The organism is Lipingzhangella halophila, assembly GCF_014203805.1.
Classification (GTDB): Bacteria; Actinomycetota; Actinomycetes; order Streptosporangiales; family Streptosporangiaceae; genus Lipingzhangella; species Lipingzhangella halophila.
Genome location: NZ_JACHJT010000001.1, coordinates 4,591,621 through 4,610,361 on the forward strand (window position 1 = coordinate 4,591,621; position 18,741 = coordinate 4,610,361).

Genomic DNA, 18,741 nt, shown 5'->3' on the forward strand with positions numbered 1-18,741 from the left:
ATCGCGATTACGCCGGTGCGGGGCTTCCCGCGCCGCCGGGCCAGGGGTCGAGGTTCTGGCGGCGCCGCGCCTCGACCGCCATCGAGTGTCTGACAAGCGTGACCAGCACACTGACCACCGAGTTGTGGTCGCGGGCGTCACACCACGCGATCGGCGTACCGGGGTTGAGGTCGAGGGCGTCCCGCAGGTCCTCGATCCCGTAGAGGGGCGCGTTGTCGAAGGTGTTGACCGCAACCATGAACGGAACGCGGTACTGCTTCTCGAAGTAGTCCAGCGCCTGGAAAGACTCGTCGAGACGGCGGACATCGGCCAGGATGACCGCGCCGAGCGCGCCGCGCACGAGGTCGTCCCACATGAACCAGAACCGCTGCTGGCCCGGGGTGCCGAACAGGTAGAGAGCAAGGTCGGTATCGAGCGAGATCCGCCCGAAGTCCATGGCGACGGTGGTGCTCGTCTTGTCGGGGGTATGGGAGAGGTCGTCAATCCCCGTGCTCGCGGCCGAAACGAGGGCTTCGGTGCGCACCGGCGGGATTTCCGACACCGTGCTCACGAACGTTGTCTTGCCAGCGCCGAAACCGCCGGCAACGATGATCTTGGTGGAGAGCTGGGGAGAGTCGTTCACGGGTCAGTTCAGTCCTCAAAGACACTGGCTCAAACGCAGGTCGTTCCCGGGGCGGAACACTGCGCAGTCAGAGGGGGTGGGGGCAACTCAATCGCCTGCGGGCGCCAGGCAGCGAAACTAACACCGTTCGCTAGGGCCGCCGGACGTCCCAGGATTCTCTCTTGTTGATCTTGGGGGACGCCCGGCAGGGAGGCGAGAGGACCTTGGTCCTCGATCATCCTATGCGTCAGCGGACGCGTAGCACACGCGCAACCCTACTGACCAAGCAAAACCCCCGGCGCGGGGGCCTACGGGAACCCGGTCGCGACCGGTACCGCACGAAATTTCCTTTATGAATTTGTGAGCGTCCCATTCCGGCCGCCGGGAATGCTGGGCGCCTCTGCCCGCGGGGTCTACCGTGAGACAAGGCCCTTCAAGCGGTGACCGTGCTCGCACTTCCTGGCACGCGGCAACCGGCGGTCATCCGGCGCGATGGTCCTCGGGACACAACGAGCCTGCGACCGGACTCCGGCGGCGCGACTTCGAGCCGTCCGGCCCGGCCCTGGCTCCATGGTGTCCGGTTGGCCCACCGGCCCGCGCACCGTCCGCGCGGGCCGGTGGGCGTTCGCCGCGCGCGGTGGATTCCCGTTCGGGGCCACGGGTGCCGAGGGCGTACCATCAGATCCTCCCGAGGGACCACCGGCTTGCGCCGGTGGGGAATCAGGGGGCCCGCGTAGTGGGACAGGGAAAGCCGGATTGCCGTTGGGCGATACGACGTTCGCCACAGCCTGCGTTTGGTATATTTCTGCCATTGATAGCAGGGCCGGGCTGGTCCTTCCTGTCGCCTGAACGACGACAGGAGAAGCCCGCGGCGTCAGTCGCTGGATGGAGTCACTAAGCTGGTCCGCACGCACGGCACCAGGCACAAGGAGCCACCCGATCCCCATGTCCGACCAGCGCGTCATCCGCCCGACACCCATCAGCGGCTTCCCGGAATGGCTGCCGGAGATCCGTTCCGTGGAACAGCGCTGGCTGGACCATATCCGCGCCGGGTTCGAACGTTACGGGTTCGCCTCGGTCGAGACACCGTCGGTGGAGAATCTCGACGTTCTGCTGGCCAAAGGGGAGACCTCGCAAGAGGTGTACACGCTGCACCGGCTGCAGGCCGACAGCGGCGACGACTCCGATGCCAAGCTGGGGCTGCGTTTCGACCTGACCGTGCCGTTGGCGCGCTACGTGGCCCAGCACTTCAACGACCTGGTGTTCCCGTTCAAGCGCTACCAGATCCAACGCGTCTGGCGCGGAGAGCGCCCGCAGGAGGGCCGGTACCGGGAGTTCACCCAGTGCGACATCGACGTGATCAACGTCGACCAGGTACCCCTGCACTTCGACGCCGAGCTGCCGCGCATCGCGCACGAGGTGCTGTCCGGGCTGGACATTCCCGCCTGGACGATCAGCATCAACAACCGCAAGGTGCTCCAGGGCTGCTACGAGGGCCTGGGCATCGGCGAACCACTCGCGGTGATCCGCGCCGTTGACAAGCTGCACAAGATCGGCGAGGACGGTGTCCGCGACATTCTCACCAGCGAGCTCGGCCTGACCGAGGAGCAGGTGAAGGTCTGCCTGGAGCTCGCCCGCATCAAGGGGGCCGACTCCTCGATCGTCGACGACGTGCGCCGCCTCGGCGTGCAGTCCGACCTGCTCACCCAAGGGCTCGACGAACTCGCGTTCGTCCTGGACTCGCTGTCGGACCTTCCCTCGGGCAGCGTCGTGGCCGACCTGTCGATCGCCCGGGGCCTCGACTACTACACAGGCACCGTCTACGAGGCCGGGTTCGACGACGACCCCGGCTACGGCAGCATCTGCGCCGGTGGCCGCTACGAGGATCTCGCGGGCCAGTTCATCCGCCGCAACCTGCCCGGGGTCGGAATCTCGATCGGCCTGACCCGAATCTTCGCCAAGCTGGTCGCCGAAGGACGCGTCGAAGGGGGACGGAGCTGCCCCACTGACGTCATGGTCGCCGTCCCCGCTGCCGACCGCCGCGACGAGGCGCTGCGTACCGCCACGACACTGCGCGAACGCGGCTTCAACACCGAGGTGTTCCACCAGGCGTCCCGGATCGGCAAGCAGATCCAGTACGCCTCGCGCAAGGGCATCCCCTTCGTCTGGTTCCCCCCGTTCGAGGACGGCAAGCCGCACGAGGTGAAGGACATGGCAACAGGGGAACAAGGCGACGCCGACCCCGCCACCTGGACCCGACCGGTGTGAGCGCCGTACTCCCGTGCCCCCACACAGCGGGAAAAGCGTGCGCACGCGACCGCCGGCGGTGTGACGCGGTGCCCAGCGCCGCCCAGAACCGGACACTATGCAGACAACGACTGGTTCCGGGTGGAAGACTGACGCCCGGGCTCACGTCCGCGCCGGAGCAGCGCTCCCGGTGCGTCTGAGCAGCTCCGGAAACGCGGTTGCCCAGTGAACGAGGCTATGTCACCTCCCCCCCATAACCTGCCCAGTCCCGCGGACGACTTCATCGGACGCGAGCGCGACGTATCCGACATCTGCCAACTCCTCGGCAATCTAGGCTTGGTCTCCCTCACCGGGACGGGGGGCATCGGCAAGACCCGGCTGGCCGTCAACGTCGCCGAACGGCTAATGCACCGGATCGACGACGGCGCCCGGTTCGTCGACCTGAGCGACGCCACCACCACCGAACAGGTCGGCCGGACCGTCGCGCGCGCCCTGCGGGTCATGGAGAACCCCGACCGCGCCGCGACCGACGCCATCATCACCGCATTGCGACCGCAGCATGTTCTGCTGGTCCTCGACACCTGCGAGCGGGCCGTCGAGCCGATCGCCGAGCTGTGCCGCGAGATCCTGGAACACTGCCCGAACGTACGGATCCTGGCCACAACCCGGCAGCCGTTGCGTGTGGCGGGAGAGTGCGTCTGGCGGGTCCCTCCGCTCTCGATGCCGGTCCGGCCGACACCCACCGAAGCCCGCGGCGGCGCCCTCGTGCCCCTCCCCCGCCGCGACGCCCTGCGCTACGAGGCCGTCCGGCTGTTCATCAACCGCGCGCACGCGGCCCGCACCGGTTTCCAGTTGACCCGGGAGAACGCGGGCCACGTCGTCGAGATCTGCCGAATGCTCGACGGTGTCCCCCTCGCCATCGAGCTCGCCGCCGCACGGGTCCGGGTGCTCTCCGCGGAGCAGATCCTGCACCGCCTGGACGACCGGTTCAGGCTTCTCGCGACGAACGACCGGGAGCTGCCGGCCCGCCAGCGCACCATGCGGGGAGTCCTGGAGTGGAGCCACGCGCTGCTGACCGAGCGCGAACGCGTGCTGTTCCGCAGGCTGTCGGTGTTCTCCGCGTGGGACCTCGACCTCGCCGAGGACGTGTGCAACGGCGCCCCCATCGGCGACACGGAGGTGCCGGAGCTGCACAGCTCCCTGCTCGACAAGTCGCTGGTCGTCGTGGACGCCGAGGCCGACGGCACCGTCTACTATCGGCTGCCCGACACAGTGCGCGCTTACGCGGCCGAGCGGCTTGCCGCGTCCGGTGAGCAGGAGGCGCTGTGGGACCGGTACCTGCGCAGCACGGTCACCCGGCTGGAGGCGGCCGAGGACGCCGCCTGCGCCCCCCTGCCGTGGGCAGAACGCAAACGCCTCCTGCACCGCCAGGACCATTTCCGGGAGAACACCGAACGTCTCCTCTCCTGGGCGCTGGACCACGGCCGGATCGAGGGCGGGCTGCGGGTCAGTGCGGCACTGCGCTCCTACTGGATCGTCCGGGACCTGGTCATCGAGGGCACCGCGTACCTGCGCAAGCTGCTCGGCACCGACGCGGACGCGCAGCCATCGGCGGTCCGCACGCGCGCTCTCGCTGTGTACGCCGAACTCGCGCTCAGCGTGGAGGCGCCGCACACCGTCAGCGCGGCGGCGAGGCAGGCTCTGGACGCCGCCCACCGCACCAACGACCCCGGGGCGGCGGGCAACGCGCTGCTCACCCTCGCCATCGTCGCCGAGCGCACCGGCGACGACCTGGAGGCGGGGCAACGCCACGCGAACGAGGCGCTCGACCTCGCCGTCCGGCTTCCCGCCCACATCACCGAGATCGGAGCGCTGCGCGTCCTCGCGCACCTGGCCGCGCGGCGTGGCGGCATCTGCGAGTCCGAAAGACTCCTGGAGCGCGCCATCGCCGTGTCCGAGCGCATCGGGGACCGGTGGAACGAGGCCCGTTGCCTGAACACCCTTGGTATGACCGCCCTCCGGCGCGGTGATCTCGACACGGCGTCCGGGCGGCTCAACAAGGCGCTGCAGGTCTTCGACGAGCTCGGCGTGGCCCCCGAGACCGCCCGGTGCACCGCCGGTCTGGGCCACGTCGACGTCGCCCGCGGCGACATCGCGTCGGCCCGCGAACGGCTCGCCGAGTGCCTGCGGATGAGTGTGCGCTCCGGGCGCAGAATCGCCGTGGCCCGCGGTCTGGAGGCCCTGGCCGAACTCGCGATCACCGAAGGGCAGATGGAGCGCGCCGCGTCGCTCACGGGCGCCGCGAGCTCGCTGCGGTCGGCGCTGGGCCAGCCCTGGGCACGCGAGGGCAAACTGTTCAGCCGGATCGAGCAGGACCTGTCCCGCGACACCGCCATAAAGGCGTGGGAGATGTGGCGCACCCTCCCACTGGGCCAGGTGATCGAGAACGCGCTGGCCTTCCCCGCACCCCGCAGACCCCCCGCCCCGGTGCTGACGCGCCGCGAGAAGGAGATCGCGGCACTGGTCGGGGCGGGCCTGACCAACCGGCAGATCGCCGAGAACCTGATCATCAGCCAGGCCACCGCGGCCCGGCACATCGCCAACATCTTCCGCAAGATGGCGCTCTCGTCCCGCGCCCAGCTCGCTGAGTGGGCCCGCAGACACGGCCTCACCTGAGGCCGGCTCGTTTCCGCGGCGGCCCGAGAACGTCCGTCCAAGCCGGGTTTGCGGGCGTTCGCGAGTTCCACCGAACGCGCGGACTGAGGCCGGGGACCACTTGCATGGGGGGCGGAACACCTAATAAGACAGAGGCACCACGACCGGCCCGCGTCCCCGCCCCCCAAACGCCTTCATCTCAGGAAGGGGGAGAGCATCCCCCGACCGCCTACTCGCGTGAAGGCCGTGACTCCTCCCGCGACTGAAGTCGCGGGCTTCTCCTATCGTCGTTTAGGCGACAGGAAGGACCAGCCCGGCCCTGATACTAATTTCGTAAGCATACCCAACGCAGGTTGTAGCGAACGCCGTATCGCCCAGCGGCAATCCGGCTTTCCCTGTCCCGCTACGCGGGTAACCTGATTCCCCCACCGATTGAAGCCGGTGGCCCCCTCAGGATGATCTGATGATGGCACCACAGTCCGCGCCAGCGCGGCAGAATCTTCCCCCAGAGACCTCCAATCTCGTTGGCCGGGAACGCGATCTCAGCGATCTGCTCCGGCTGCTGGATTCCAACCGCGTGGTGACACTGTGTGGCGTTAGTGGAATAGGCAAGACCAGAATGGCGCTGCGGGTCGCGGCGCAGGCCACCGCGTCCTTTCCCGACGGAGTGTGGTTCGCCGAGCTCGCCGAGGCCACCACCCGCCAGGAGGTCATCGCACGGATCGCCCAGGCTGTGGGCGTGGTCGAGGAGAACGGCCGCGAACCGGCCGGAACCCTCGTCGACGCGCTTCGCGGGCGCCACCTGCTGCTCATCCTCGACGGCTGCGACGAGGTCACCGGTGATGTCGCCGCTGTCGGACGGGTGCTACTCGACGCCAACCCGTCGATCTCCCTCCTGCTCACCAGCGACGACCCGGTACGCATCGGGAGCGAGGCGATCTGGTCCGTACCGCCTCTCGCGCTACCGCAGCGCACGGACGAGCCCTCCCTCAACGACTCCGAGGCCGTCCGGCTGTTCATCGAGCGCTTCCAGGGACCGGGTTCCACGGTCTGTCCGCACCAGCTTCGGACGATCGCCGATCTCTGCCACCGCCTCGACGGCATCCCCCTGTGCATCGAGCTGGTCGCCGCATGGGCGCGGCACGGGTCACTGAACGAGATCGCTGATCTGCTCGCCGGGCATCTCCCGCGGTCCACCGGGAACGGGCGAAGCACCGACCGCCAGAAGATCCTCGACGCCGTCCTGGGCTGGAGCCACGCGCTTCTGGGAACGGACGAGCAGGCGCTGTTCCGCCGGCTCGCGATCTTCCCCACCTGGGACCTGGAGCTGGCCGAACGGGTGTGCTCGGACGACCTGCTTCCCGAGGCCAACATTCTCGACGCCGCCTCGACCCTGGTCGACCGTTCGCTGATCACCCTCACCGGGGAGCACCAGGGCCGGGTCCGCTACCAGCTGCCACGGGCGGTCCACCGGTTCGCCGCCGAGCGCCTGACCGAAACAGCGGAGGTCGAGACGACCCGCATCCGCCACCGTGAGCAGATGATGCGCCTCGTCGAGGAGCTGGGGCGGGTGGCGGTACTCGGCCGGGCCATGCCGTGGGCGGAGCGGCACAGTGTCTGGCAGCGCGTCGGCGCCGAGTACGACAACGTGCTCCGGGCGCTGCACTGGTCCGCTGAGCGCGGCGACGCCGAGGAAGGGCTGCGCATGTGCGCCGGCCTGCACCGCCTGTGGGTGAGTGACCGCCGGCTCAGCGAGGGTGCCTTCTGGAGTGACCTCTTCCTGCGCATGGACGACGAGCGCGGCCCCCTGCACGGCCGGGTGCTGGCTCGCCGTGCCGAGATCGCCTGGCTGCGGTACGACTTCCAGCTCGCCAAGGAGACCGGTGAGGAGGCGCTGCGGCTGTGCTGCACGGCCAACGACACCGAGTCCGTGCTTCTCACGCTGAACCTGCTCGCCCTTACCGACATGCGCGCCGACGACAACGAGCGCGCGTCCGAACGGCTTACCGAGGCGCTGAATCTCGCCCGCGACAACGGCGACCTGTGGTACGAGGCCATGGCCCTCAGCGTCCAGGGAGCCCTCGCTGCCCGCCAGGGCGACTATCCGAGCGCCGACATGCTCTACAGCACGGCGCTGCTGATCCAGCGCGGCATGGACCACCGGTGGGGCGTCGGAAGCACGCTGGTCGGCCACGCGATCGTCGCCGAGGCGCAGCACGACCTGGACGCCGCGGACCGCTGCTACCGCGAGGCGCTCGACATCCAGCGCGACATCGGTGTTGTGCCCGAGCTGGCCCGCTGCCTGGCGGGCGTGGGCCGGATCGCACACGCCCAGGGCGCCACCGCCCAGGCCTACGACTACCTCAGCGAGAGCCTGCTCCTCAGCCAGAGCACCGGGCAGCGGGCGGGAGTGGCGCGGTCGCTGGCCTCGGTCGCACAACTGGCCGCCAGCGACGGCTTCACCGAAGGCGCGCACAGGCTCTCGGGGGCGTCCACCGGTATCCGGGAGTCCATCGGGCTGCCCACTTTCTGGTCACTGCGGCCGCACCAGGAGCAGATCCCCGAGTCCGGACCCGGTGAGCAGTCGTCGTGGTGGTACGAGGGATACGAACTCAGCATTGACGAGGCTGTCGCTATGGCGCTCCGCATCGCGGAGGCCGGCCGGGTGCCGCGTCCCCGGACGCCGGCTCCGCCCGGGCCCGCCCCGTCCACAGACATCCTGACGCGCCGGGAGCGCGAGATCGCGCAGCACGTCGCCGGGGGCAGCAGCAACCGCGAGATCGCCGCGGCACTGTTCATCACACAGTCCACGGTCGCGCGGCACATCGCCAACATCAATCGAAAAACCGGATTCCGATCGCGCAAGCAGATCGCGACCTGGATCAGCGAGGACAACGAGGACCCCGGGGAAACATCCGGGGCACCATAACGCTCCGACCTCCGATTGGTCCGCGCACTCCCGCCGCGGCCCCGAAACTACATATGCAACTGCACACGTCAATGCATGTGCAAGGGTTGCGCAACGTTAGGGTTGACGCATGAGATCGCACTCTGCCGTGACCCGAACGGCGATCGTCACGAGCGCGGCTCACGCCCTCTTGGGCGCGAAACTCCGGGGACCCGCGGCAGTTGCGGACGGATACTGGCCCGTCAGGCGCTCCGCTCCGATTCTAACGGGAGCGGTGGAGCACACGGCCACCGTCCGGTCCGGGTCGACCATGGAGACCGTGCCGCCGCGGGTGCGCAGAGGGGAGGCACCCGCGGCGCCGACGGTCACGGCGCGACCGGGCTCGCCACGTGGAGGGGGCGTGACGGGCCCGGCATCCAAGCACGGCCACGCGACCCGGGGAGAGGCGCCCGCGGCGCCGACGGTCACGGCGCGACCGGACTCGCCGCGTGGAGGGGGCGTGACGGGCCCGGCATCCAAGCACGGCCACGCGACCCGGGGGGATGCACATGACGGGGAACCCGCTACCCCGGCCTCTCTCGCCACCACGCTCGCGGGAGCACGGGGCCGAGCCAGTGGGGCCGCTCACCACGGGTCTGCTCAATAAGCTGCGGCGTCGCGGCAGCATCGCCACCGTTTCCGAAGCCGGGGGCCCGAGGACCGATGCACGCGTCTTCGCGCGCACCGTCGAGCGCGCCGCCATGGGGCTGGCATCGCGGGGGGTCTGGCCCGGCGACGTCGTGGCGATCCTGGCACCGGTCTCTCCCGCGCGGCTCACCGCGGTCTACACGGTGCTGGCGGTCGGCGGTGTCGCGCTTCCGCTGGAGAAGAACGGGACCATTGACACCGACACCCAGATCGAGGTCCTCACCGAGACCGATACCCGGCTCCTGCTGGTGACATCCCCGTTGGCAACGGCCGCGCTGGAGATGGCCGAACGGTCAAGGGTCCGCCAGGTCATCGCGTTCGGCTCAGCGCCCGAGACCACGCCGTTCGAGGAACTGCTGGAGTCCAGCGCCGACAGCGCGCCCCGATGTCCCGCGCACGACGCGTTCGACAGCGGGATAGTGGGGTACCAGGCCACCGGAGGCGGCGTCGTCACGACGCTCTACGGTCAGGCCGACCTACTCGATCGGTTCCGCCAGTTCGACGCCGAGCTCGACCTCCGCCACGGCGACGTCGTCGCCGTCGAGTCGGGCATGCCCGAGCCCAGCCGGACGGCGCTGGCCGCGCTCGCGCTGTGGCACGGCGTCTCAGTGGTCACCATCGCCACCGAGTCCGAACCGGAGATCCGGCGTGTCCTGGCGACGGCCGGCGCGACTGTGCGCGGGGCACCCGTCCCCACCCGAGTCGCCACCCGGAACTGAGCACGGCTGAGGTGCGCCGGGAACGCCTCAGCGGTCGCGGGACGCGGCGCGGTCACTCCTGCACGATGTCGATCTCGAACCACGCGACGTGCGTGTGGTCCGTCCAGTACTCGCCGCAGCGCGATGAGCAACTCTCGATAATGAGCTTGCCCCGGCCGTAGTCGCCGTTCTCCGAGCGCGGCTCGTCGGACGCGCTGTCGCGCGCACCGCTCTTCTCCCCCTGGTCGGCGACCGCGACCCGGACCCGGTCGCGTTCGGTGCGAATGAACAGCGTCATGATCCCGCCAACCTGGCCCGAGCGGGAGTGCAGCAGCGCGTTGGTCGCGAGCTCACTGGCCGCGAGCTCGGTGTCGTCCACGAGCGCGGCCGGATAGGCGGTCTTCTCCAGGAACTCGCGGACCCGGGCCCGGATGGACCGCACCGCTGTCAGGTTGCCGACACAGCTCCACACCGTGTGGTCCGTGGCGACATCGGAGAGTTCCTCCGCGGCGTCCAGCGTGGGGGTGTCCAGCATAGGAGCTTCGAAGGGGTCGACAGCGGCGTATTCGTCTACTCGCTGCGAATCGGTCATCCCCACGTCACTCCCAATCACCATCCGGCAATAAGCCGACGGCCCTTACCCTAGACAACCCGCACCAGGACCAGGACAGCACACGGGCCGCTGGTCCATCTCGGATACCCCACAAAACGTGGACACATGTCTCTTACCGATCCGACAAAGGGAACCCGGCTACCCCCACAAAAACCTCTCTGAGCTGCAATTCCGCACCATGTAACGGCCAATTGCCAGTATGGCCGCCGGGTGGGCCCCGCGGTCCACGGGGGTGGCCGCCCAGCCAGGACACGATCCGATGAAATCCCTGACACAGCCGACCCACAACAACGATAATCGCTTGCGCGGGTCGGCGGTGCCCCTGACTGTCGGCCCGCCCGCGGCCACTGTCGGCCGCGGATGCGCGCGGCGATCAGCGGCCCGAGCCCCGCTCCTGGCCCCTAGAACAACACCGATCTGACCGCGCCCACCTCACGGAAACCCACGCGGCGGTAGGCGGCCCGAGCGGGAGTGTTGTAATCGTTGACGTACAGCGTGACACATGGAGCGATCTCGGCCAGCGCGTACCGCACCACGGCCGCCATCCCCGCCTCCGAATGCCCTCGGCCGCGCAGGTCCGGATGCACCCACACTCCCTGGATCTGGCACGCGTAGGGAGTGACGGCTCCGATCTCGGCCTTGAATACGACCCGGCCGCCCTCGATCCGCGCGAACGACCGGCCGGTGCGCACGAGCTCCTCGACCCGTGCGCGGTACAGCGAGCCGCCATCGCCGGCGTCGGGCGGCACGCCCACCTCCTCGGTGAACATCGCGACACAGGCCGGCAGGACGAGCCCGAACTCGCTCATCCGGACCCGTCGCACCAACGGGTCGGGGGCGGTGTGGGGCTGCTCGGAGATCTCCAGAACCGGCTGGCGCTCCCGGATGGCGCGAGCCGGTCCCCATAAAGGGCCCAGGCGCGACCAGAGGTCACTTACGGCGTCGACCGGACCGACGATCGAGGAGCAGCGGCGTCCCTGGCTGCGCGCCTGCTCGGAGAAATGCCGGATAGCGACCGGACCAGCGTTCACCGGCACCAGGTTGGCGCCCGAGTAGCACAATGCGGTGAGGGAGCCGCGTTCGACATAGCCCCACACTTCGGCGCCTAGCCGGCCGCTGTGCAGACCTGAGGCGCGCAGTCGGGAACTCACGAACACATTGCCCACAGGATCGGCGTCAAGTAGGGCGTAGACGGACTCCCGGTCGCGCTCGCCGAGCATCCGCACCGACGAGGTCCGCAGCACCCCGCATCACCTCACCTGAGAGCTGCTGCCGCCGACCGCAGCCGGGGCCGCCGCACGTACCGTCATCGTAACCGGACCGCCACTCAAGCAGCCACGATCCTCGCCAATCCAGCCTAGTCGACTACCCAGCTATGGGATGACCGGATCCGGGCGGATACAGGGCGACCTGTCAGCGGGATAGCGCACCTCGCATTCTCGCCCCGGCACCCAAGGGGTGCCCAACCGACACGAGGGCGGCCCGCATCACCTGGGGGTTGTCTTCGCACCACCGACAGGAGACAGCAGCCTCCGGAACCCGCGCACGGGGCGAACGCCACCGCCGGACAACGGGAAAGCGCCGCCCGCGCTCGCAAAAAGCCGGGCAGCGCCACAGCACGCACCCTAGGGGGCCGCGGATCGCCCGCGCCGGGCGGCGGCCTATCGCCGCCTCAGCGCGGCAGCACTCAGCCGGCCACGGAGACGTCAGGGGTGCCGGACTCCACACCGGACTCCTGCATGTCCTCCGCGAGGCGCATCGCCTCGTCGATCAGGGTCTCGACGATCTTCGACTCGGGCACCGTCTTGACGACCTCACCCTTGACGAAGATCTGGCCCTTGCCGTTGCCGGAGGCGACACCGAGATCGGCGTCGCGAGCCTCGCCCGGACCGTTGACGACACAGCCCATGACGGCCACCCGCAGCGGGACGTCCATCCCCTCAAGCCCGGCGGTGACCTCATCGGCAAGGCTGTAGACGTCGACCTGGGCCCGGCCACAGCTCGGGCAGGACACGATCTCCAGGCCTCGCTCGCGCAGCCCCAGCGACTCCAGGATCTGGATGCCGACCTTGACCTCCTCGGCCGGCGGGGTCGACAGCGACACCCGGATGGTGTCGCCGATCCCCTCGGCGAGCAGCGCGCCGAAGGCCACCGACGACTTGATCGTGCCCTGGAACGCCGGGCCGGCCTCGGTGACCCCGAGATGCAGCGGGTACTCGCACTGCTCGGCCAACTGCCGGTAGGCGTTGATCATGACGACGGGGTCGTTGTGCTTGACAGAGATCTTGATGTCGCGGAAGCCGTGCTCCTCGAACAGCGAGCACTCCCACAGCGCTGACTCCGCCAGCGCCTCGGGAGTGGCCTTGCCGTACTTGGCCAGCAGGCGCTTGTCGAGCGACCCGGCGTTCACCCCGATGCGGATGGGGATGCCGGCGTCGCTCGCGGCCTGGGAGATCTCGCCAACCCGGTCGTCGAACTTCTTGATGTTGCCCGGGTTGACCCGAACCGCGGCGCACCCGGCCTCGATCGCGGCGAACACGTACTTCGGTTGGAAGTGGATGTCGGCGATAACCGGAATCTGGGACTTCCGGGCGATGACGGGCAGCGCCTCGGCGTCGTCGTTGGTGGGCACGGCTACCCGCACGATCTGACAGCCGCTCGCCGTCAACTCGGCGATCTGCTGCAGCGTGGAGTTGATGTCGGAGGTAACGGTGGTCGTCATCGACTGCACGGAGACGGGGGCGTCCCCACCGACGGGGACGTTGCCGACCATGACCTGCCGCGATCTACGCCGCTGAGCTACGGGTTGCTGCGGGGCGGCAGGGATTCCAAGATCAACGGTCACGCGTTTCACCTCGTCGACCGCCGGGACTCGGCCGGCGGTGTCGTTGATTCATCAGCAGGAGGAGCCGCAGCGCAGGGCGCACCCCGGCGGAAATTCGACGGGAGCGCCCGTTTTCCACGGGCAGTGCCCAGAATACCCGTCCGTACCGCCTGACGTGGTTGTTTCGCCCGATTCAACCCAGAAGGCGGACCGGGTTGACGATATCGGCTACCAGCACGATCAGGCTGAACAGAATGAAGGCCAGCATGACCACGTAGGCCAATGGCATGAGCTTCACCACGTCGAACGGACCGGGATCGGGGCGGCGGAACAGCCGGGCCGCCTTCCGGCGGAGGGACTCCCAGATGGCCCCGAAGATGTGCCCGCCGTCGAGCGGCAGCAGCGGCAACATGTTGAACGCGAACAGGAACAGGTTGACGCTGCCCAGCATGGTCAGCATGATCACGGCGCGGTCGACCACGGGCAGCGGCTGGGACAGCACCTCGCCGCCGATGCGCGACACCCCGACCACGCCTATGGGGGAGTCGGCCCGGCGGTCCTCGCCCAGGAAGGCCGCGCCGAACAGGTCGGGCACCTTGGAGGGCAGGGAGACGATGGCCTCGCCGACGAGCACCAGCGAGTCGCCCATGTACCCGGCGGTCTCCATGGCGGTCATGGTCTGCCGCTCGGTGGCGAAGGTGATGCCGAGGAAGCCGACGGTCTCGGTCTCGGGGACCGGCCGGCCCTCGTCGTCGTAGACATCCCGGCCGCGCTCGTCGGTCTGGTAGATGATCTCGCCGTCCGCATCGCGGGCCGGCAGCTCGTTCTGGACCAGGTCGGGTTCGAGCGTGACGGTCTCACCGTCGCGCTCGACCTTCATCTCCGTGGGGCCCGTGTGCTCGCGGATCTCCTTGTTCGCGGCCTGCCAGTCGGGTGTGGCGGTCCCGGCGACCGCCACAATGCGATCGCCCGGCTGCACCCCCGCCGCGGCCGCCGGGGTCGGCTCGGCATCCTCGGGGCACTCGCCGGTGGCCTCCTCGACGGAGACCAGACACTCGGAGACGGTGCCGACCTCGTTGGTCTCCTCGTGGACGCCGAGCCCCATCAGAACGGTGCTGAAGAGCAGCGCGGCCAGGATGAGGTTCATCACCGGGCCGGCGGCCATCACGATGACCCGTTTCCACGGCGCCCGCGTGTAGAAGAGCCGCCCCTCGTCGCCTGGCCGCTGTTCGGCGTTGTACGCGTCGCGCGCGTCCTCGATCATCGCGCGCCAGCGCGAGGGCGGTTTGCCCGAAGTGTCCTGCTTGCCAGGAGGGGCCATGCCGACCATGCGGACGAAGCCGCCGAGCGGGACCAGCTTGATGCCGTACTCGGTCTCGCCGCGGCGGGTCGACCACAACGTCTTGCCGAAGCCGACCATGTACTCGGTGCAGCGGACGCCGAACATCTTCGCGGTGGCAAGGTGGCCCAGCTCGTGCCAGGCGAAGGAGAGAAGCAGCCCGAGAAAGAGAAGAACGATCCCGAGCGTGGTCAGTAACGCGACCATGTACCTCTCCTCATGCGATCCGGGCGATCATCTCCCGGGCACGTGTCCGAGCCCATTCGTCGGCGGCGTAGACATCGGCCAGGCTCGTGTCCGCCGTGCCCACCCATTGATGTTCTGAGACTACCCGCGCAACCGTATCCACGATTGCGGTGAACGCCAGCTTCCCCCCGAGGAACGCGGCGACCGCCTCCTCGTTGGCGGCGTTGTAGACGGCCGGAGCTGTCCCTCCGGCCGCCCCGACGTCCCGCGCCAGCGCAACCGCTGGAAACGCCTCCGCGTCCAGCGGTTCGAAGGTCCAGGTGTGCGCGCGGGTCCAGTCCACGGCCGGCGCCGCGGAACTGACCCGATGCGGCCAGTTGATCCCGTAGGCGATCGGGATGCGCATGCTGGGCGGACTCGCCTGGGCGAGCGTGGAACCATCGGTGTACTCGACCATGGAGTGGATCACCGACTGCGGGTGGACCACGACCTCCAGTTGGTCGAACGGGACGTCGAAGAGCAGGTTGGCCTCGATCACCTCCAGCCCTTTGTTGACGAGCGTGGCCGAGTTCACGGTGATGACGGGGCCCATGTCCCATGTGGGGTGGTTCAGCGCCTGCTCCGGGGACACGTCGGCCAGCTCGGCGCGGGAGCGCCCGCGGAAGGGCCCGCCGCTGGCGGTGATGACCAGCTTGCGTACCTCGTCCAGCGTGGCGTTGACCTGGCCCTGGGCCAGGCTGGCCAAACCGGTGGACCGGGCGCGGGGGTAGCACTGCGCCAGCGCGAAATGTTCGGAGTCAACGGGCACGATCTGGCCCGGCTGGGCGGCCGCGCGCACCAGTGGTCCGCCGATGATGAGCGACTCCTTGTTGGCGAGCGCGAGCAGCCTGCCGGCGCGCAACGCGCCCAGGGTCGCCTCCAAGCCGAGCGCACCGGTGATCCCGTTGAGGACGACGTCGCACGGCCACCCCGCCAGCTCGGCGACGCCCTCGGCGCCGGTGAGCACCTTGGCGGCGTGTCCGCGCTCGCTCAGCTGCCGCGCGAGCGCGGGCGCCTTCGCGGGGTCAGCGATCGCCACGGTGTCCACCCCGAGCTGGCACGCCTGCGCGGCCAGCAGGTCGACGCGCCCGCCGCCTGCGGCGAGACCGGCCACCCGGAACCGGCCGGGGTTGTCGGTGACCAGGTCGACAGCCTGCGTGCCGATCGAACCGGTGGACCCAAGGATCACCACCTCGCGCGGCCGTTCGGGGGAGGTGTCGTGGGCAAGAAACTGTTCCGCGATTCGCACCCCCCCATTGTCCCGCACCCGCCAACCGAACGTTGGGCCCAACAGAGGACTGGTCCGCGCCGATCGACACACCTCGCGAACCCAAAGTACGCACGTGATTACGCAGTGTATGAAATGCTCTCGTGCTATGACCGTATCCAGCACGTCGAAGCTCCTTGGGCCGATCGCGGTGACGCTCATCCTGACCGGTCCGCTGGCCGCGGAAGCCGCAGCCGCCCATCCTGCCCACCACACCGCCCCGCATTCGGCAAGTGGTGCCGCGCGCCTCGCGTCCCAAGGGCCGCCGGCAGCCGCTGAGCCCGACGGGGTCGTCCGGCATTCCGGCGCCAACGGCGCCGAACGCGAGGGTGTGCTCGACTACTGGACCGCCGAGCGCATGGAGTCCGCGCTACCGGCGGGATCGCTGCTCGACGAGGTATTTCCCACCCCCGAGACGAAGGAGGGCGGCACGGAGGACGGCCGGACCCGGCCGAGTGCGTCCCGGACCGCATCGGGCCAGCACAGCACCGGGGAACGGTGGACCTCCGGCGGCGCGGTCACCCGGACCACCGGGCGGGTCTTCCTGACCATGGGCGGGCGCGACCTCACCTGCTCCGCCGCGGTGGTCCCGGCCGAGAACCGCGACACCGTTGTCACCGCCGGGCACTGCCTGAAGGACGGCACCGGGGCCTGGGCCGGCAACTGGACCTTCGTCCCGGGATACGACAACGGCGAGGCGCCCTACGGCCGGTACGTGGTTCGCGAGGCACTCGTCGACCGGAAATGGTCCGCCGAGGCCGAGGACAGCTTCGACTTCGGCATGGCCGTGCTGCACCCCACCGGCGACAACCATGTGCAGGACCAGGTCGGCGCCCAGCGCATCGCGTTCGGTGACCGCTCCGGGCAGCAGACCTACGCGTTCGGCTACCCCACGGCCGGCGGCTTCGACGGGAGTGGGCTGCACTACTGCGCGGGCCGTCCCACGGCTGACAAAAGGGGGACCACCGCCAGCGGCATGCGCTGCGCCATGACCGAAGGGTCCAGCGGCGGCCCCTGGCTGACCGACTTCGACCCCGCGAGCGGTGAGGGCACGATCACGTCGGTGATCAGCTTCAAGTACGCCAACGACGCCTCGACCCAGTTCGGACCGCGCCTTGGCGACGAAGCCGAGCGGTTGTACGAGGAGGCCGGCTCGCTGTAACGCGGGCCCCGAACACGCGGCCCCCGGGTCCGTCGCCCGGGGGGCCGCGTTCAGGCATCCGGAGCCTCCGCGGCGTCACTCCGCCGGACTGCCGCTCGCGGCCGCGTTCGCCTGCCCGCGGCGGCCGAAGTACAGCAGGCCCACTGCCAGCGAGACCGCGAGGACCACGGCCATGCCCGAGAGCAGCCCGTAGGGGCCGTACTGCACAATCAGCGGAATCGAGACGGCCGTCACGAGGCCACCGCCGAAGAACGGTTCCAGCACGAGCTGCTTGTACCCGAACGCGGGGTAGGCCGGGGTGCGCAGGTCGGGGTCGGCGATGCGCAGCAGGATCAGCCCGGTCGCCGTGACACCCATGGACTGGCCCATGTCGCCGATGCCCCGCTCGAACCAGTAGTCGGGGATCATCCGCCGGGCCAGGAACACGAAAGCGCCCAGCGACCACGCCAGGCCCACGACGACCAGCAGCAAAAAGGGGGCCCAGTTCGCCGCGATGACCTGGAGGGAGAGCGTCCCCAGGGCGGAGATGATCAGCATGTCCAGGGAGAATCCCTGGATCCGCTCGACCATCTGCCGGTCGACGACGTCCAGGCGGTCGAACCGGTCGATGACCAGCTGGACGACGATCCCGCCGAGCATGGCCAGCGGGAACAGCGGGACGTACTCGAACAACTGCACCTGGTCGACCCAGAACCGGGCCTCCAGCCACTGCAGTGCCCACAGCAGGAGCTGGCCGATCACCACCGCGATCGCGATCAGTCCGAAGTGCAGCGCCAACGGCTCAACGGAGGAGGGGTGCACGGTCAGGGTCGCGGCGGCGCGCCGGTTCTCCTTCTCGACCAGCCCCATCTGCTCGGAGACCGTCGGTTTGGCACCCCTGCGCAGCTCCTGGGTCTTTCCGGTGCGCACACCCCAGTTGATCAGGATGATGCCGAAGATGATCCCGGACAGCAGACCGACCGTGGCCATCCCAAGCGCGAGGTCCTGCCCCTCGGGGAACCCGGCCGCCTCGAAGGTGTTCCCGAGACCGGCCGCCGTGCCGTGGCCCCCCTCGAACCCGATCTCGATCAACGCGCCGGTCAGGGGCGGCAGCCCGAACACCGGGCCGAGGACCAGGACGGCGAGCAGCAGCCCCAGGACGTACTGCCCGCTGGCCAGAGCGGCGCCGAACGCGATCTGCGGGCCGGCGAGCCGCCCCGCCTCGCGGGGCCGCGGAATCGGGTTGCCGAGGAACAACGCGGCGAACACCATCGAGATCAGCAGGCCGGGAAGGGCCTCCCAGACCTCCAGGATCTCCGGGGTGAACAGTCCGGCCTCGGCGAGCCCGGTGGCACCGGCCAGGGACGCCACCTGGCCCAGCACCTCGGGCCCCAGGATCAGCGCAATGCCGCCGCCAATGATCGAACTGGGGATGAACAGCCGCTGCGAGAGCCGCCACCTCACCCGGACGAGCTTGGCGACCAGCAGCAACAGTCCCAGCAGGAGGAGCGCGAAACCGATGGTCTCGGGGGACAT

The 18,741-nt window shown here is 69.4% G+C and carries 12 protein-coding genes; 5 read left to right on the top strand and 7 right to left on the bottom strand.

Annotated elements, in window-relative coordinates; genetic code table 11:
• Window positions 1-7 precede the first annotated feature (7 nt).
• On the bottom strand, window positions 8-622 hold the full coding sequence (locus F4561_RS21010; protein WP_184581080.1) for a GTP-binding protein: 615 nt from the start codon (window positions 620-622) through the stop codon (window positions 8-10).
• A 924-nt stretch (window positions 623-1,546) separates the two neighbouring features.
• On the opposite strand from F4561_RS21010, the gene hisS reads away from it, so the two are divergent.
• From hisS to F4561_RS21030, 4 genes are all read left to right on the top strand, one after another.
• Window positions 1,547-2,869 carry a histidine--tRNA ligase gene (hisS, locus tag F4561_RS21015; RefSeq protein WP_184581081.1) on the top strand — a complete coding sequence of 441 codons (1,323 nt, stop codon included), beginning with the start codon at window positions 1,547-1,549 and terminating at the stop codon, window positions 2,867-2,869.
• 216 nt (window positions 2,870-3,085) lie between these two features.
• Window positions 3,086-5,524 (top strand): ATP-binding protein, encoded by a 2,439-nt coding sequence (locus tag F4561_RS21020; protein ID WP_184581082.1) that lies wholly within the window; start codon window positions 3,086-3,088, stop codon window positions 5,522-5,524.
• A 442-nt stretch (window positions 5,525-5,966) separates the two neighbouring features.
• Window positions 5,967-8,432 carry a LuxR C-terminal-related transcriptional regulator gene (locus tag F4561_RS21025; protein WP_312885414.1) on the top strand — a complete coding sequence of 822 codons (2,466 nt, stop codon included), beginning with the start codon at window positions 5,967-5,969 and terminating at the stop codon, window positions 8,430-8,432.
• A gap of 593 nt (window positions 8,433-9,025) precedes the next feature.
• Window positions 9,026-9,817, top strand: coding sequence for an AMP-binding protein (locus F4561_RS21030; protein WP_312885415.1), 792 nt, complete (start codon window positions 9,026-9,028; stop codon window positions 9,815-9,817).
• Window positions 9,818-9,869: 52 nt separating this feature from the next.
• Here F4561_RS21030 and F4561_RS21035 read toward each other — a convergent pair whose 3' ends face one another.
• The 5 genes from F4561_RS21035 to dxr form a co-directional block, all read right to left on the bottom strand.
• Window positions 9,870-10,388, bottom strand: coding sequence for an ATP-binding protein (locus tag F4561_RS21035; RefSeq protein WP_184581084.1), 519 nt, complete (start codon window positions 10,386-10,388; stop codon window positions 9,870-9,872).
• Window positions 10,389-10,810: 422 nt separating this feature from the next.
• Window positions 10,811-11,653, bottom strand: coding sequence for a GNAT family N-acetyltransferase (locus tag F4561_RS21040; protein WP_184581085.1), 843 nt, complete (start codon window positions 11,651-11,653; stop codon window positions 10,811-10,813).
• A 443-nt stretch (window positions 11,654-12,096) separates the two neighbouring features.
• Complete coding sequence (gene ispG / locus F4561_RS21045) at window positions 12,097-13,254, bottom strand: flavodoxin-dependent (E)-4-hydroxy-3-methylbut-2-enyl-diphosphate synthase (RefSeq protein WP_184581086.1); 1,158 nt, start codon at window positions 13,252-13,254, stop codon at window positions 12,097-12,099.
• Between the two features lie 172 nt (window positions 13,255-13,426).
• A complete protein-coding gene (locus F4561_RS21050) occupies window positions 13,427-14,779 on the bottom strand; it encodes a M50 family metallopeptidase (RefSeq protein ID WP_184581087.1) in 1,353 nt (450 codons plus the stop codon).
• A 10-nt stretch (window positions 14,780-14,789) separates the two neighbouring features.
• Window positions 14,790-15,986, bottom strand: coding sequence for a 1-deoxy-D-xylulose-5-phosphate reductoisomerase (gene dxr, locus F4561_RS21055; protein WP_312885620.1), 1,197 nt, complete (start codon window positions 15,984-15,986; stop codon window positions 14,790-14,792).
• A gap of 187 nt (window positions 15,987-16,173) precedes the next feature.
• Between dxr and F4561_RS21060 the strand changes: the two genes are divergently transcribed.
• Entirely contained in the window at window positions 16,174-17,226 is a 1,053-nt protein-coding gene (locus F4561_RS21060) for a trypsin-like serine peptidase (RefSeq protein ID WP_184581089.1), read from the top strand.
• A gap of 75 nt (window positions 17,227-17,301) precedes the next feature.
• On the opposite strand, the gene F4561_RS21065 is transcribed toward F4561_RS21060, so the two are convergent.
• Entirely contained in the window at window positions 17,302-18,741 is a 1,440-nt protein-coding gene (locus F4561_RS21065) for a sodium/glutamate symporter (RefSeq protein WP_184581090.1), read from the bottom strand.

What these genes read in the sequence shown, in the direction of transcription:
- hisS (WP_184581081.1), top strand. Translation starts at nt 1,547, where the DNA reads ATGTCCGACCAGCGCGTCATCCGCCCGACACCCATCAGCGGCTTCCCG.
- F4561_RS21020 (WP_184581082.1), top strand. Translation starts at nt 3,086, where the DNA reads ATGTCACCTCCCCCCCATAACCTGCCCAGTCCCGCGGACGACTTCATC.
- F4561_RS21025 (WP_312885414.1), top strand. Translation starts at nt 5,967, where the DNA reads ATGATGGCACCACAGTCCGCGCCAGCGCGGCAGAATCTTCCCCCAGAG.
- F4561_RS21035 (WP_184581084.1), bottom strand. Translation starts at nt 10,388, where the DNA reads ATGACCGATTCGCAGCGAGTAGACGAATACGCCGCTGTCGACCCCTTC.
- F4561_RS21050 (WP_184581087.1), bottom strand. Translation starts at nt 14,779, where the DNA reads ATGGTCGCGTTACTGACCACGCTCGGGATCGTTCTTCTCTTTCTCGGG.
- F4561_RS21060 (WP_184581089.1), top strand. Translation starts at nt 16,174, where the DNA reads ATGACCGTATCCAGCACGTCGAAGCTCCTTGGGCCGATCGCGGTGACG.
- F4561_RS21065 (WP_184581090.1), bottom strand. Translation starts at nt 18,741, where the DNA reads ATGTCCCCCGAGACCATCGGTTTCGCGCTCCTCCTGCTGGGACTGTTG.